This window comes from Aromatoleum anaerobium (genome assembly GCF_012910705.2).
GTDB lineage: Bacteria > Pseudomonadota > Gammaproteobacteria > Burkholderiales > Rhodocyclaceae > Aromatoleum > Aromatoleum anaerobium.
The window spans coordinates 213,337-228,767 of the sequence record NZ_WTVG02000040.1 but is presented as its reverse complement, the minus strand read 5'-3'; the positions used below and the strand labels follow the sequence as shown (position 1 = coordinate 228,767).

Below are 15,431 nucleotides of genomic sequence, written 5' to 3'. Positions count from 1 at the left end.
TCGCGGCCTCCTTACAGCATGACCCGACGGAAGTCGGACAAGAGTTGGGCGAGATAGACGTTGAAGCGCGTCGCGAGCGCCCCGTCGATGACCCGATGGTCGGCAGTCAGCGACATCGGCAAGGTGAGGCGCGGCACGAACTGCTTGCCGTCCCACACCGGCTTCATCACCGACTTGTTGACGCCGAGGATCGCGACTTCCGGCGCATTGACGATCGGCGCGAAGTACGTGCCGCCGATGCCGCCGAGGCTCGAAATCGTGAAGCATGCGCCGGACATGTCGGCGGGGCCCAGCTTGCCGTCGCGCGCTTTCTTCGCGAGCTCGCCCGACTCCGCGGCGATCTCGAATACGCTCTTCTTGTCGGCGTTCTTGATGACCGGCACGACGAGCCCGTTCGGCGTGTCGGCCGCGAAGGCGATGTTGAAGTACTTCTTGTAGATGAGATTGTCGCCGTCGAGCGAAGTGTTGAACTCGGGGAACTGCTGCAGCGCGCGCACCGATGCCTTGATGATGAACGCGAGCATCGTCAGCTTCTTGCCCGACTTCTCGTTCTCCTTGTTGATCGCGACGCGGAAGGCCTCGAGATCCGTGATGTCGGCGTCCTCGTGGTAGGTCACCGCCGGGATCATCACCCAGTTGCGGGCGAGGTTCTGGCCGGAGATCTTCTTGATGCGCGACAGCGGCTTCGATTCGATCTCGCCGAACTTCGAGAAATCGACCTTCGGCCACGGCAGCAGATCGAGCCCGCCGCCGAGACTTACGCCGGCACCGGCCGCCGCTGCCTTGCCCGGTATGATGCCGCTTTGCATCGCGCCCTTGACGAACGTGGTGACATCCTCGCGGACGATGCGGCCTTTCGGTCCGGTCGCGCGGACCTGCGCGAGATCGACGCCGAGTTCGCGGGCGTAGGCACGCACGGACGGGCTCGCATGCACCCTGCCGCCAAGGGCCACCGCGGACGGGGCGCCGGCAGCCGCCTGCGCCAACGCAGGAGCGGACAGCTTCGACTGCTCGAACGCCTCGGGTGCATCGGCGGGCGTCGCGTCGGCGGCTGCGATGCGGGCGGCGGCGGGCGTTGCAGCGGGAGCGGGTGCGGCGGCCGGAGCGGCAGCCACACCAGCCGCGCTGTCGACGACGATCAGCACCGCGCCTTCGGAAACCCGGTCGCCGACCTTTACCTTCACTTCCCTGACGACGCCGGCGGCCGATGACGGCACGTCCATCGTCGCCTTGTCCGATTCGAGCGTCGCGATCGAGTCCTCGACCTTGATCGTGTCGCCGATCTTGACGAACAGTTCGATCACCGGGACGTCCGAGAAATCGCCGATGTCCGGGACTCTCACTTCGGTGGGGCGGCCAGGTCGCGGCGGGTGCGAGAACAGGGCGAGGCGAGGCAGGGGCAGGGGCGGCGCGGCGCCAGGCAGGCAGACGCACGACTGTTCCAGCGCGCGGCGCCGGAACTCGCAGGCGTCGCCTGCGCCGCAGCGCTGCCGGCGGCTTCCGCTGCCGCAGCGGTGCCGGCGCCGGTTGCCTCGACCTTGATCAGCACCTTGCCTTCGGCAACGCGGTCGCCGACCTGCACCAGCACATCGCGCACGACGCCGGCGGCGGTCGAGGGCACGTCCATCGTCGCCTTGTCCGACTCGAGCGTCGCGATCGGGTCCTCGACCTTGATCGTGTCGCCGGGCTTGACGAACAGCTCGATCACCGGCACGTCGGCGTAATCGCCGATGTCCGGGACTTTCACTTCAATGAGTTCGCTCATGTTGTTGTCTCCCTGGGGCGCTCAGACGGTCATCGGGTTCGGCTTGTTCGGATCGAGCTGGTACTTCAGCAGTGCGGCGGCAACCTTGTCGCGCTCGATCAGGCCGTCGTCGGCGAGCGCCTTCAGCGCGGCGACCGTGACCCAGCGGCGGTCGACCTCGAAGAAGTGGCGCAGCTTCTCGCGCGTGTCCGAGCGGCCGAAACCGTCGGTGCCGAGCGTCACGTAGGTGCGCTTGACGAAGGGGCGGATCTGCTCGGCGAACATCTTGATGTAGTCGGTCGCGGCGATCACCGGGCCGCTCGTGCCCTTGAGGCACTTTTCGACGTGGCTGACGCGCGGCGCATCGAGCGGATGCAGCATGTTGAAGCGATCGACGTCCTGGCCGTCGCGGGCCAGCTCGTTGAAGCTCGGGCAGCCCCACAGGTCGGACTCGATGCCCCAGTCGTTCTTCAGCAGGTCCGCCGCGGCGATGACTTCGCGGAAGATCGAACCGGAGCCGAGCAGCTGCACGCGCAGCGTGTTCGTCGACTCGCCGCCCTTCCTGAACGCGTACATGCCCTTGACGATGTCGGCTTCGGCGCCGGCCGGCATGTCGGGGTGCTCGTAGTTCTCGTTCAGCACGGTGACGTAGTAATAGACGTCCTGCTGTTCGGCGAACATCCGGCGCATGCCGTCCTGCACGACGACCGCGACTTCGTACTGGAAGGTCGGGTCGTAGCTGATGCAGTTCGGGATCATGTTCGCGAGCAGCAGGCTGTGGCCGTCCTCGTGCTGCAGGCCTTCGCCGTTGAGCGTCGTGCGCCCGGATGTGCCGCCGATCAGGAAGCCGCGCGTGCGCTGGTCGCCTGCCGCCCAGCACAGGTCCATCGTGCGCTGCAGGCCGAACATCGAATAGAAGATGTAGAACGGGATCATCTGCACGCCATGCACCGAATAGGCGGTGCCGGCGGCGATCCAGTCGGCCATCGCGCCGGCTTCGTTGATGCCTTCCTGCAGCACCTGGCCGGTCTTCGATTCCTTGTAGAACATCAGCTGGTCATGGTCTTCCGGCACGTAGTTCTGGCCTTCCTGGTTCCAGATGCCGTACTGGCGGAACATGCCTTCCATGCCGAAGGTGCGCGATTCGTCCGGCACGATCGGCACGACATGGCGGCCGATCTGCTTGTCCTTCATCAACATGTTCATGATGCGCACCACCGCCATCGTCGTCGACAGCTCGCGGCCCTCGCCGGAGGATTTCAGCAGCGCGGCGAAGGTGGCGAGCGGCGGCACCGGCAGCGTTTCGGCGCGGCGCGCGCGCGCCGGCAGGAAGCCGCCGAGCGTCATGCGGCGTTCGAGCAGGTATTTCTGCTCGGGCGAATCGTCGGCGAACTTGAGGTACGGCACCTCTGCAACCTGGTCGTCGGGCACCGGCAACTCGAAACGGTCGCGGAAGCGGCGCACCGCGTCGGTGTCGAGCTTCTTCTGCTGGTGCGAGATGTTCATCGCCTCGCCGGCCTGGCCCATGCCGAAGCCCTTGATCGTCTTCGCCAGGATCAGCGTCGGCTGGCCCTTGTGCTCGACCGCCGCCTTGTACGCGGAGAAGATCTTGAACAGGTCGTGGCCGCCGCGGTTCAGGCGCCAGATCTCGTCGTCGGTCCAGTCGGCGACCATCGCCTTCAGTTCCGGCGTATTGAAGAAGTGCTCGCGCACATAGGCGCCGTTCTTCGCCTTGAAGGTCTGATATTCGCCGTCGACGCATTCCATCATGCGTTTCTTCAGCAGGCCCTTGGTGTCGCGCGCGAGCAGCGAATCCCAGTGCGTGCCCCAGACGACCTTGATGACGTTCCAGCCGGCGCCGCGGAACTCGGCTTCGAGCTCCTGGATGATCTTGCCGTTGCCGCGCACGGGGCCGTCGAGGCGCTGCAGGTTGCAGTTGATGACGAAGATCAGGTTGTCGAGCTTCTCGCGCGCGGCCATGCCGATCGCGCCGAGCGACTCGACCTCGTCGGTCTCGCCGTCGCCGAGGAAGGCCCACACCTTGCGGTCCTTCGCCTCGATCATGCCGCGCGAATCCATGTACTTCATGAAGCGCGCCGCGTAGATCGCGCACAGCGGCCCGAGGCCCATCGACACCGTCGGGAACTGCCAGAAGTCGGGCATCAGCCACGGATGCGGGTACGACGAGATGCCCTTTCCGTCGACTTCCTGGCGATAGCCGTCGAGCTGCGCCTCGGTGAGGCGGCCGAGCATGTACGCACGGGCATAGACGCCGGGCACCGAATGGCCCTGGAAGAAGATCAGGTCGCCACCATTGTCTTTCGTCGGCGCACGCCAGAAGTGCGAAAAGCCGACGTCATAAAGGGCGGCGGCCGACGCGAACGACGCGATGTGGCCGCCGACGTTGGTGTGCTTGTTCGCGCGCACGACCATCGCCATCGCGTTCCAGCGGATGTAGGAGTGCAGCTTGATCTCCATGTCCGGGTTGCCGGGGTATTTCGGCTGCTGGCTGGCGGGGATCGTGTTGATGTACTGGGTCGTCGCGGAATAGGGGATGTCGATCCCTTCCTCGCGGCCGGCCTCGATCATTTTCTCGATCAGGAAGTGGGCCCGTTCGGGGCCTTCGTTGGCGACGACGCCGTGTAGCGCATCGAGCCATTCCTGGGTTTCCTGGCTGTCCTGGTCGGGCTGCAGGATCACGTTCGATGTAGCGGCCATTCTCTGTCTCCTCATCGATTGAGGTTTGCGGTTTTCGCTCTTGTGGAGCGGTCGGGGCGGAAGCGTGGATCGCCGACCCCTGCGTCTGATCGGCAAGTTTCACATGATAAAATGTGTTTTCGTGATGTGCAATAAAGGCGCAGCAAATTTCATGGCGAGTGGTTCGCGGCGGGGATCTTGCAAACAGGATTGCAGGCAATTCGTCGCGGGAAGCGGATGGACAGGTCGAACGTGTTTCGCGGCAGCGCGGGGCGAAGCTGCCAAGCGAAGGGGCCGGCGGAAGGGGGCGCTGCGGCGCGGAGTCGCGCAAAAGTGCGGGACGGCGGAGGGTGCGGAGCAGCGGAAAAAATCGGCCGGGGAGAGGGAGGGAGGGAGAGGTCCCCGGCCGATGGGTAAAACGGGAGAGGAGGCGCCCGGCTCATTTGCCTGACGCTCTGCGCCGATCCTCGTCGTAGGCGAACACCACTTTGCCGTTTCGCACCTCGCCCATGAATATGTCATGAACGCTGGTGATGGTCTCGTGGTTGTCCTTCGAGAAGGGCTGGTGATAAGTCATGATGACTCCCTCGACCTTCTCGCGCAGTTCTTCTAGCGCCTCGCGTATCCGGTCGCCTTCCGTGCTGCCTGCCTGCCGGATTGCGGCGGCGAGCAATAGGAGGGAATCATACCCTTGCGCGGCGGCTGGCGGCACCGGGATGCGCTCGCTGCCGCTGGATTTTTTCCAGGCGCCGAGGAACGCGCGGCGCCGCGGCGTCGTCGGCTCGGCGATGAAGGTCTGCGGCATCCGCGCGCCCTCGGCGTTCGGCCCGGCGTTGTCGATGAAATTCGACATCGCCAGCGTCCAGCTGCCGATCAGCGGCACGCGCCAGTTCATCCGCGCCATGCCGTTGGCGATCTGCGCGAGTTCGGGGCCGATGCCGTACGTGAGGATCGCTTCGGCGCCGGCCTCGCGTGCGCGGCGCAGCTGCGTCGTCATGTCGGATTCGCGGATCTGGAAGCGTTCGACCGTGACCGGATGGACGCCGTGTGCGGCGAGCGCCCGCTCGAGGTCCTCGCGGCCGAGCTGGCCGTAATTGGTCGCGTCGTGGAAGATCGACACCCGCTTCAGGCCGCGCCGGTCGATCGCCTCCATGACGATCATCGCCGCCTGCAGGGTGTCATTCGCCGAGATGCGGAAGACGAAGTTGTCCGGATATTGCGGCGGCACGAACTGCTTCGTGATGACCGAGCCGGTGGCCACCGACGTGATCACCGGAATGCGCGCGTGCTGGTACGCGCGCTGGCTCGCGAGCGCGACGCCGGTGTTGACGACGCCGAGGCCGGCGACGACGTGCTCCTTCTCGATGAGTTCCTGGACGACCTGGGCGCCGCGCTCGTTGCGCGCCTCGTCGTCGCGTTCGACGAGTTCGATCGGCCGGCCGAGGACGCCGCCGCCGGCGTTGATTTCAGCCGCGGCGATGCGGATCCCCTCGCGCGTCGAGATGCCCATCGGGCTCGAGCCGCCCGTGAAGGGACCGGACACGCCGATCCGCAGCGGCGGCGCGCCGTGGACCGACAGCGCGAGCAGGCACAACAGGGCAAGGATCAGGCGTGGCACGCGAAGTCCGCCGTGGTTGTCGTCGAAGACGCAATTTACGCAACATGCGGCCGGGCAAGAATTGGCGAAAACCCGCAGCGCGGGACCGCCCCCATCTCGCGTGCAGGCCTCCTGAGTCAGCTCCGACGGTAGGGGAAAGACCCGATGTCGCCGATGACGCGCCGCGGCAAGAATGCGCTCGAGCCATCGGGCGACGCTTTCGCTGCCGTGCGCTTCATTCCGGAACTGCCGTCTGCCCTGGCCTTCGCTTTCATGAACGACATCGATTCGTCCCGTTTCACGCGAGCCCGCTGGTACTGGACCGCGCCGTACGTGGCCGTCGGCGTGTTCGCGCTGACGATGCTCGCGCTGGTGTGGCTGCTGCAGACGCGCGAAGCCGAGAGCGAGCGCAACGCGGTGGCGCGCGACGTCCAGTGGGCAGAGCAGACGATGCGCCTGCACATGCAGGGCACCGAGGAGTTTCTCGGGCAGCTCGCGCGCGACCTGGCTGCCGACGCGCTCGACAGCGACGGCTTCCAGGTGCGCGCGAACCAGCACATCGCGAACAACGGCGAGCTGGTGAACATCGTGTGGGTCGGCCCGGAGGAGGCGGTGCGCTGGTCGGCGCCGTTCGACACTACCGACTGGCTCGTCGGCGACGGGCTGTCCGGGCTGCAGACGCAGGCGTTCTACCGCGCGCGCGAACTTTCACGGCCGAGTTATGGCGCGCCCTATGCGAATCCGCGCGACAAGGTGGTGCTCGAAGTCTATGTGCCGGCGCGGCGCGGGCGCGAATTCCTCGGCGCGGTGGTCGGCGTGTATTCGATCGACCGCATGGTCCGCCACCTCGTGCCGAGCTGGTTCGCCGAGAAATACCGCCTCGCGCTGATCAGCGACAAGGGCGAGAGCCTCGCGGTCAATTCGCGCGTGCGCGATCTCGACGAGAGCGTGTCGTACCAGATCCCGCTCGATCCGCCGGGCAACGGGCTCACGCTGCGGGCCACGGCGTTCCGCACCGGCAGCCAGCTGCCCCAGGCCTTGCCGACGGCGATGATCCTCGGCCTGTCGGTGATCGTGCTGTGGAGCCTGTGGCTGCTGCGCACCCACGTGCAGCGTCGCGTACAGGTCGAGAAGGAGCGCGACCGCCTCTTCAACCTGTCGCTCGACCTGCTGTGCATCGTCGGCCTCGATGGCGTGTTCCGCCGCGCGAACCCCGCGTTCGAGCGGATTCTGGGCTACGCGCCGGACGACCTGCCCGGCCACCCGCTGCTCGATCTGGTGCACCCCGACGACGTCTCGGATACCGTCGAGCAGATGCGCCGGCTCGCGGGCGGCGAGCCGGTGAGCCTGGAGAACCGTTGCCGCTGCATCGACGGCAGCTTCAAGTGGCTGGCGTGGAGCATCAACCCGGTGCGCGAGGAGAAGCTCGTCTATGCCGTCGCGCACGACATCACCGGCCGCAAGGCGGGCGAAGATGCGCTGCGCGCCGAGTCGTCGTTCCGCAAGGCGATGGAGGAGTCGGTCGTCACCGGGATGCGGGCGATCGATCTCAACGGGCGCATCATCTATGTGAACCCCGCGTTTTGCCGCCTGGTCGGTTTCGAGCCCGACGAGCTCATCGGCGCGTCGCGGCCGTTTCCGTACTGGCCGCCCGAAGACCTGCAGCTGTGCAGCGACAACCTCGACCTGACGCTGCTCGGGCAGGCGCCGCGGGCGGGCTTCGAGATGCGCATCCGGCGCAAGAACGGCGAACGCCTCGACGCGCGCTTCTACCTGTCGCCGCTGATCGACAACAGCGGCACGCAGACCGGCTGGATGGCCTCGGTGACCGACATCACCGAGCCGAAGCGCATCCGCGCGGCGCTCGAAGCCGCACACGAGCGCTTCGAGGCGGTGCTCGACGGGCTCGAAGCGGCGGTGTTCGTCGCCGACGCAGGCACCGACGAAATCCTGTTCGCGAACCGCGCATTCAAGAACATCCACGGTTTCGACGCCGTCGGGCGGACGGTGCGTGGCGTCGCGGTGCCGCAGCCCGAGCGCGGCGACTACCGGCTCGATCCACGCGCCCTCAAGCCGGCCGACGTGCCGCGCGAGCTGTTCGACGGCGAACTGCAGCATCCGCTGTCGGGGCGCTGGTACCACGTGCGCGAGCGCGCGACCCGCTGGGTCGACGGCCGCGTCGTGCGCATGGGGATCGCCACCGACATCACCGAGCGCAAGCAGACCGCCGAGGTCTCGCGCCAGCAGGCCGAGCGCCTGCAGCGCACGTCGCGCCTGATCACGATGGGCGAGATGGCTTCGACGCTGGCGCATGAACTCAACCAGCCGCTGGCGGCGATCGCCAACTATTGCATGGGCTGCGTGACCCGCATCCAGTCGGGGAATGTCCGCGGGGAAGACCTGCTCGCGGCGATGCAGAAGGCGAGCTTCCAGGCCGAGCGGGCCGGCAAGATCATCCGCCGCGTGCGCGAGTTCGTGAAGAAGAGCGAGCCGCGCCGCAGCGCGGTGCAGATTTCCGAAGTGCTCGACGACGCGATCGGGTTCGCGGAGATCGACGCCAAACGGATGAGCTCGCGCATCGTCGCGGACGTCGCGGCCGGACTGCCGGCGGTGTTTGCCGACCGCATCATGATCGAGCAGGTGGTGCTGAACCTGGTCAAGAACGGCATCGATTCGATGGCCGAGCTGCCGCGCGATGAACGCGTGCTGGTCGTGCGCGCGCGCGCGCTCGGGCCGAGCGCCGTCGAGGTGTCGGTCATCGACCGCGGCCACGGCATTGACGAGGACGACCGTGCACGCCTCTTCACGCCGTTCTATACGACCAAGGCCGAGGGCATGGGGATGGGGCTGAACATCTGCCGTTCGATCATCGAGTTCCACGATGGCCGCCTAGTGGTCGACTCGAACCCGGATGGCGGTACCATCTTCTCCTTTACGCTGCCTACGGAGGTTGCCAGTGAGCGAGTCGTCCGGCGTGCCTGACCAGAACATCTACATCGTCGATGACGACGAGGCCCTGCGCGATTCGCTCGTGTGGCTGCTCGAATCGAGCGGTTACCGCGCGATCGCATTCGAATCGGCGGAGCAGTTTCTCGCCGCGTACCAGCCGGCGATGACCGGCTGCCTGGTGCTCGACGTGCGGATGCCGGGCATGAGCGGTTTCGAACTGTTCGAGGAGCTGCGCCGACAGCGTTCGACGCTGCCGGTGATCTTCATCACCGGGCACGGCGACGTGCCGATGGCGGTGTCGGCGGTCAAGAAAGGCGCGGTCGATTTCATCGAGAAGCCGTTCGGCGACCGCGACATGCTCGGGCTGATCGAACGGTGTCTCGCCGCCGAACAGGAAAGCCGCGGCAAGCGCCGGCTCGAAGCCGACACTGCGCGCCGGCTCGGCAGCCTGACCCAGCGCGAACGCGAAGTGCTCGACCTGATCATCGCCGGCAAGCTCAACAAGCAGATCGCTGACGTCCTCGGCATCAGCATCAAGACCGTCGAAGTGCATCGCGCAAGGGTGATGGAGAAGATGGGCGCCCACTCGCTCGCCAAACTGGTCCGGCACGTCATTTCCGCCGAGCCGGACGCGGCGCCCTGAGCGGTTTCACTCCCGGGAAGCCGCCGGCAGGCCGGCGCGGGCGGGGGCGCCTAAAGTTTCGCTGCGCCAGTCCGATAAGAACTCCATCGGTTTCCGCTTCAATATTTCCCCCGGGGTGTTTCGTGCCAAGTTTTTTTCATCTGAAAGTGGGCACACGCCTGCGTCTCATCATCCTGATCGCGTTCGGGCTGTTCGCCGTGGTCATGTGGCAGTCGCTCAGCTCTCTTGGCCAGGTGATGCTCGACGAACGCAAGAGCAGCACCCGGCACGCGGTCGAATCGGCGCACGGCGTGCTCGAACATTTCCAGCGGCGCGAGCTTGCCGGCGAGATGACCCGCGACGAGGCGCAGGCCGCGGCGATGGCCGTCGTCAAGAGCATGCGTTACGGCGGCGGGGAATATTTCATCATCCTCGACATGCATCCGCGCATGCTGATGCATCCGGTCAAGCCCGAGCTCGAGGGCATGGACCAGCGGGAGGTTGCCGATCCGAGCGGAAAGCGCATGGCTGTCGAGTTCGTCGAGGTCGTGAAAAAGTCCGGCGCCGGTTACGTCGACTACGTATGGCCGAAAGCGGGCAAGAGCGATCCGCAGCCGAAAGTCACCTACGTGCAGGGGTTCGCGCCGTGGGGCTGGTTGATTGGCAGCGGCGTGTATGTCAACGATGTCGATGAGACTTTCTGGCAGCACACGCGCTACACCTTCATCTTTGGCGCCCTTGCGGCGCTGCTGGTGATCCTGCTGTCGTGGCGCATCGGGCGCGGAATTCTGCGCCAGCTCGGCGGTGAGCCGTCGGAGCTGCAGCAGGTGGCCGGACAGATCGCCAAGCGCGATCTGACCTCGCACGTCAAGGTCGCGGCGGGCGACACGCGCAGCATCACGTATGCGATGCAGCAGATGCAGTCGCGCCTTGCCGAGGTGATCCGGCGGGTGCGCGACAACGCCCGCGACGTGACGGTGGCGGTGCGCGAAGCGGCCGACACCGGGCGCTCGATCCACGAAGCGTCGATGCGCCAGTCGGAAGTCGCGGGCGGTACCGCGGCGGCGATCGAACAGATGGCGGTGAGCATCGCGCATGTGTCGGAGAACGCCGAAGAGGTGTGCGGCAACTCGCAGCGCACGGTGGAAGTCGCGCTGCGCGGCGAAGGGCTTGCGCGCGACGCCTCGGACGGTATCGCCCAGATCTCCGCCACCGTCACCAACGCCGCAGCACAGATCCAGGTGCTGCGCGACCGCTCCGGTGAAATCGGCAAGATCGCCAACGTGATCCGCGAGATTTCCGACCAGACGAACCTGCTCGCTCTCAATGCCGCGATCGAGGCCGCGCGGGCAGGCGAACAGGGACGCGGCTTCGCGGTCGTCGCGGACGAGGTGCGCAAGCTCGCCGAGCGCACCGGCGCGGCGACGACGCAAATCTCGCAGGTCATCGTCTCGGTGCAGGCGGAAACCGAAAGCGCGGTCGCCAGCATCGAGCAGATCGTGTCGAAGGTCGATTCGGGCGCGCGCCTGTCCAAGCAGGCCGCTGACGCGTTGCACGAGATTCGCGAGGGCGCGCGGGACACGCTGGTGCGCCTCGAGGAAGTGGTGTCATCGATGAAGGAGTTGTTGTCGGCGAGCAACAGCGTCGCGACGAACATGCAGGAAGTCGCCGAGGTCGCCGAACGCAGCAGCGCCGAGATCCGCAGCAGCAACGAGTCGACGGCGCGGCTCAGGCACAGCGCCGAAGCGCTGGAGCAGCTGACGACCGGATTCCGCATCGGCTGAGTTTTTCGTCTCCGGCCGCGGCAACGTTGCGCCGCTTGATCTGAATCAACGGAGTAAAGTCGACCGATCGGTAAGCTTTGCGCTCCACAATCCCCGGGGTTCATCTGATGTCTGCGTCCCAGCCCGTGCCGGCAGCGGCCCGGCTTTTCCTGTCCGGTAACGAAGCCGTGGCGCGTGCGGTGTGGGAGGCGGGGACACGTGTCGCCGCAGCCTATCCCGGCACCCCGTCGACCGAAATTCTCGAGGTGCTGGCGAAGTACCCTGACCTGTACACCGAATGGTCGATCAACGAGAAAGTGTCGCTCGAAGTCGCGCTCGGTGCATCGATGGTCGGTGCACGTGCGTTCTGCGCGATGAAGCACGTCGGGATGAATGTCGCCTCCGACGCGCTGATGACGATGACCGTGACCGGCACCGAAGGCGGGCTCGTGATCGCCATTGCCGACGACGTCGGCATGTCGTCGTCGCAGAACGAGCAGGATTCGCGCTACTGGGGGCGCTTCGCGCATCTGCCGGTGCTCGAGCCCGCCGACTCGCAGGAAGCCTATGCGATGACGCGTGCAGCGTTCGAACTGTCCGAGCGCTTTCGCACGCCGGTGATCCTGCGCCTGACGACGCGCATCTGCCACGTCAAGGGCGTCGTCGTCGCCGGCGAGCGCGAGGCGGTCGAACCCGGCGGCTTCACGAAGGACCCGCGCCGCTGGGTGATGGTGCCGGGCAACGCGAAGCCGCGCCTGCCGCTGATGTTCGAACGCGAAGCCGCGGTGCGCGCGGAAGCCGAGAATTCACCGTTGAACTTCCGCGTCGACGGCACTGACCGGCGTATCGGCTTCGTCACGTCCGGCCCGGCGTTCATGCACGTGCGCGAGGCCTTTCCGGATGCGCCAGTGTTCAAGCTCGGCCTGTCCTGTCCGGCGCCGCTCGAAAGCCTGAGGAAATTCGCCGCCAGCGTCGATAGCGTGCTGGTCGTCGAGGAGACCGAGCCGCTGCTCGAAACCGAGCTCAAGGCCGCCGGCATCGCATGCCACGGCAAGGACGTGCTGCCGCGTACCGGCGAACTCGCGCCCGATGCGCTGCATCTCGGCGTCGCCCGCTTGCGCGGCGAAGTCGTCGCCGAGCCCGAGCACGTCGTGCCGCAGCAAGTGTTCCCGCGTCCGCCGACGATGTGCGTCGCGTGTCCGCATCTCGGCGTCTATTACACGCTGTCGCAGATGCGCAACGTGATGATCGCCGGCGACATCGGCTGCTACACGCTCGGCGCCGGCCATCCGTGGAACGCGCTCGATTCCTGCATCTCGATGGGCGCGTCGATGGGCACCGCGCTCGGCATGGACAAGGGCCGCGGCAAGGTCGATGAGAACAAGAAGGTCGTCGCGGTCATCGGCGACTCGACTTTCATGCACATGGGCATGCAGGGCCTGCTCGATATCACGTGGAACCGCGGCAACGTCACCGTGCTGCTGCTCGACAACCGCGCCGTCGGCATGACGGGCGGGCAGGACAACCCCGGCAGCGGGCGCGACCTCCATGGCAAGGAAACGACGCGCATCGATTTCGCCAAGCTGTGCGAGGCGCTCGGCGTGAAGAAGGAGCGCATCCGCGTCCTCGATCCCTACCAGCTGCCGGTGCTGTTCAAGGCGCTGCGCGAAGAGACGAAGATCGAGGAGCCGTCGGTCATCATCACCGATCGCCCGTGCGTGTTGATCGATCATTACGTGCCGACGAAGCCGTACCTGGTGAAGGAGGATCGCTGCACCGGCTGCGGCAACTGCGTCGATGTCGGCTGTCCGGCGATCCACGTGATCCGTCGCGACAAGGAGGTCAAGGCGTCCGGCAAGGAAGTCGACCTGTCGTTCGTGCGCATCGACACTTCAGCCTGCACCGGTTGCGGCCTGTGCGTTCAGCCGTGCGCCCCCGAAGCGATCATCCACGCCGAGCCCGTGCAAACGCTGCAGCCCGTGCAGTTCGTCAGGAAATGAGCGACATGTCGAAAGTCACCAACATTCTCGTGTGCGGCGTCGGCGGGCAGGGCGTCATGACCGCGACCGAAATCCTCGCCGAAGCGGCGATCTCGCTCGGTTTCGACGTCAAGAAAACCGAAGTCGCCGGCATGAGCCAGCGCGGCGGCGTCGTCACGTCGCACCTGCGCTTCGGCTCCGAAGTGCTGTCGCCGCAGATTCTTCCGGGCGAGGCCGACCTGCTGATCGGCTTCGAGTCGGCCGAAGCGCTGCGCTGGGGTCACATGCTGCGCCCCGGCGGGGTCGCGCTCGTCAACAGCGGACGCATCGTGCCGCCGGTCGTCAATATCGGGCTGTTCGACTATCCCGAGCAACCGGTCGCGCAGATGCGCGCGCTCGGCCTGCGGGTGCATGATTTCGACGCGACGGCGCTCGCGGTGCAGCTCGGCAACATCCGGCTCGGCAATACCGTGATGCTCGGCGCGAGTTCGGACTGGCTGCCGTTCCCGGCGGAAGTGCTGCGCGACGCGGTGCTGGCGCGCTTCGGCAGCCGCAAACCGAAGCTCGTCGACGTCAATCGCGAGGCATTCGAAGCCGGCCGGCGCGCGGTCGCGGGAGAAACGCTCGCCGCGTGAGCGTCGCACGCGCACAAGCCCCTGATCGTGCGATAAAATCGCCGGTTTTTGGGATAACGACGATGACCGCTCGCATTCTTGACGGCAACGCCCTTTCCGCGCGCGTCCGCGGCGAACTCGCCGAGCGCGCCGCGGCCCTTGCCGCCCGGGGCGTGCAGCCGTGTCTCGCGGTGCTCCTGGTCGGCGCGAATCCCGCGTCGGCAGTGTATGTGCGCAACAAGGTTGCCGCGTGCGAGAAGGCGGGCATCCGTTCGCTGCGCTTCGATTTCGCCGCCGATGTCGAGGCCGCCGAAGTCATGGCGAAGATCGCCGAGCTGAATGCCGACCCGGCCGTGCATGGCATCCTCGTGCAGCTGCCGTTGCCCAAGCAGTTCAATGAAGCTGAAGTCCTCGAGGCGATCCGCGTCGAGAAGGACGTCGACGGTTTCCACGCCGAGAACGTCGGCCGCCTGTCGCAGGGCCAGGAAGCGTTCCTGCCGTGCACACCGCACGGCGTCATGAAGATGCTCGAAGCCGGGGACGTGCCGGTGCAGGGCGCGGAGGCAGTCATCATCGGCCGCTCGAATATCGTCGGCAAGCCGATGGCGATGCTGCTGACCAACGCCGGCGCGACTGTCACCGTCACCCACTCGAAGACACGCGACCTCGCGTTCCACACCCGCCGCGCCGACATCCTCGTCGCCGCGATCGGCAAGCCGCGTTTCGTCACCGGCGACATGATCAAGCCGGGTGCCGTCGTCATCGACGTCGGCATAAACCGCCTGACCGAAGGGCCGGATGCCGGCAAGCTGTGCGGCGACGTCGACTTCGAATCGGCGAAGGAGGTTGCGTCGCTGATCACGCCGGTGCCGGGCGGCGTCGGCCCGATGACGATCACGATGCTGCTCGCGAACACGGTCGAGTCGGCCGAGCGCGTCGCGCGCCGCAAAGGTTGAGACGATGAGCGACAAGCCCCTCGTCGGGATCATCATGGGCTCGAATTCCGACTGGCCGACGATGCAGGCGGCGGCGAAGATGCTCGCCGAATTCGACGTGCCGTACGAGGCTCGCGTAGTGTCCGCCCACCGCACGCCGGACCTGATGTTCGTCTATGCCGACAGCGCGCGCGAACGCGGCCTCAAGGCGATCATCGCCGGCGCAGGCGGCGCGGCACACCTGCCCGGCATGGTCGCGGCGAAGACGACGCTGCCCGTGCTCGGCGTGCCGGTGCAGTCGAAAGCGCTGTCGGGGCAGGATTCGCTGTTGTCGATCGTGCAGATGCCGAAAGGCATCCCGGTCGCGACTTTCGCAATCGGTGAAGCCGGTGCAGCCAATGCGGCGCTTTTCGCCGTCGCGCTGCTCGCCAACGAGGACGCCGCACTCGCCGAAAAACTCGCCGCGTTCCGCGCCCGCCAGACGCAGGCGGTGCTCGACATGACCCTGGATCCGGTATGACAGTCCCCACG

9 protein-coding genes and 1 pseudogene are annotated in these 15,431 nt (G+C 66.5%); 7 read left to right on the top strand and 3 right to left on the bottom strand.

Going from position 1 to position 15,431, the window contains the following annotated elements:
- Positions 1-11: 11 nt before the first annotated feature.
- From aceF to GO606_RS16655, 3 genes and pseudogenes are all read right to left on the bottom strand, one after another.
- A pseudogene (gene aceF, locus GO606_RS16665) lies at positions 12-1,765 on the bottom strand (dihydrolipoyllysine-residue acetyltransferase).
- A gap of 21 nt (positions 1,766-1,786) precedes the next feature.
- Positions 1,787-4,462 (bottom strand): pyruvate dehydrogenase (acetyl-transferring), homodimeric type, encoded by a 2,676-nt coding sequence (gene aceE, locus GO606_RS16660; RefSeq protein WP_169120814.1) that lies wholly within the window; start codon positions 4,460-4,462, stop codon positions 1,787-1,789.
- Positions 4,463-4,880: 418 nt separating this feature from the next.
- Positions 4,881-6,059 (bottom strand): ABC transporter substrate-binding protein, encoded by a 1,179-nt coding sequence (locus GO606_RS16655; RefSeq protein ID WP_169119873.1) that lies wholly within the window; start codon positions 6,057-6,059, stop codon positions 4,881-4,883.
- 252 nt (positions 6,060-6,311) lie between these two features.
- Between GO606_RS16655 and GO606_RS16650 the strand changes: the two genes are divergently transcribed.
- From GO606_RS16650 to purE, 7 genes are all read left to right on the top strand, one after another.
- On the top strand, positions 6,312-9,020 hold the full coding sequence (locus GO606_RS16650) for a PAS domain-containing sensor histidine kinase (RefSeq protein WP_169119889.1): 2,709 nt from the start codon (positions 6,312-6,314) through the stop codon (positions 9,018-9,020).
- Positions 8,995-9,630 (top strand): response regulator transcription factor, encoded by a 636-nt coding sequence (locus GO606_RS16645; protein ID WP_169119874.1) that lies wholly within the window; start codon positions 8,995-8,997, stop codon positions 9,628-9,630. Before GO606_RS16650 ends, GO606_RS16645 begins: the two co-directional genes overlap by 26 nt.
- A 122-nt stretch (positions 9,631-9,752) precedes the next feature.
- Positions 9,753-11,393, top strand: a complete 1,641-nt coding sequence (locus GO606_RS16640) for a methyl-accepting chemotaxis protein (protein ID WP_246979678.1) — start codon at positions 9,753-9,755, stop codon at positions 11,391-11,393.
- A 107-nt stretch (positions 11,394-11,500) separates the two neighbouring features.
- Positions 11,501-13,372, top strand: coding sequence for a thiamine pyrophosphate-dependent enzyme (locus GO606_RS16635; protein WP_169119875.1), 1,872 nt, complete (start codon positions 11,501-11,503; stop codon positions 13,370-13,372).
- 5 nt (positions 13,373-13,377) lie between these two features.
- On the top strand, positions 13,378-13,986 hold the full coding sequence (locus tag GO606_RS16630; protein ID WP_169119876.1) for an indolepyruvate oxidoreductase subunit beta: 609 nt from the start codon (positions 13,378-13,380) through the stop codon (positions 13,984-13,986).
- Positions 13,987-14,048: 62 nt separating this feature from the next.
- Positions 14,049-14,921: a bifunctional methylenetetrahydrofolate dehydrogenase/methenyltetrahydrofolate cyclohydrolase FolD gene (gene folD, locus GO606_RS16625; RefSeq protein ID WP_169119877.1), complete on the top strand. Its 873-nt coding sequence runs from the start codon at positions 14,049-14,051 to the stop codon at positions 14,919-14,921.
- Positions 14,922-14,925: 4 nt separating this feature from the next.
- Positions 14,926-15,420 (top strand): 5-(carboxyamino)imidazole ribonucleotide mutase, encoded by a 495-nt coding sequence (gene purE / locus GO606_RS16620; RefSeq protein ID WP_169119878.1) that lies wholly within the window; start codon positions 14,926-14,928, stop codon positions 15,418-15,420.
- The last annotated feature ends 11 nt before the right edge of the window (positions 15,421-15,431 follow it).

Coding starts and splice junctions, on each gene's coding strand:
- GO606_RS16650 (WP_169119889.1), top strand. CDS start 6,312: ATGAACGACATCGATTCGTCCCGTTTCACGCGAGCCCGCTGGTACTGG.
- purE (WP_169119878.1), top strand. CDS start 14,926: ATGAGCGACAAGCCCCTCGTCGGGATCATCATGGGCTCGAATTCCGAC.
- GO606_RS16635 (WP_169119875.1), top strand. CDS start 11,501: ATGTCTGCGTCCCAGCCCGTGCCGGCAGCGGCCCGGCTTTTCCTGTCC.
- aceE (WP_169120814.1), bottom strand. CDS start 4,462: ATGGCCGCTACATCGAACGTGATCCTGCAGCCCGACCAGGACAGCCAG.
- GO606_RS16630 (WP_169119876.1), top strand. CDS start 13,378: ATGTCGAAAGTCACCAACATTCTCGTGTGCGGCGTCGGCGGGCAGGGC.
- folD (WP_169119877.1), top strand. CDS start 14,049: ATGACCGCTCGCATTCTTGACGGCAACGCCCTTTCCGCGCGCGTCCGC.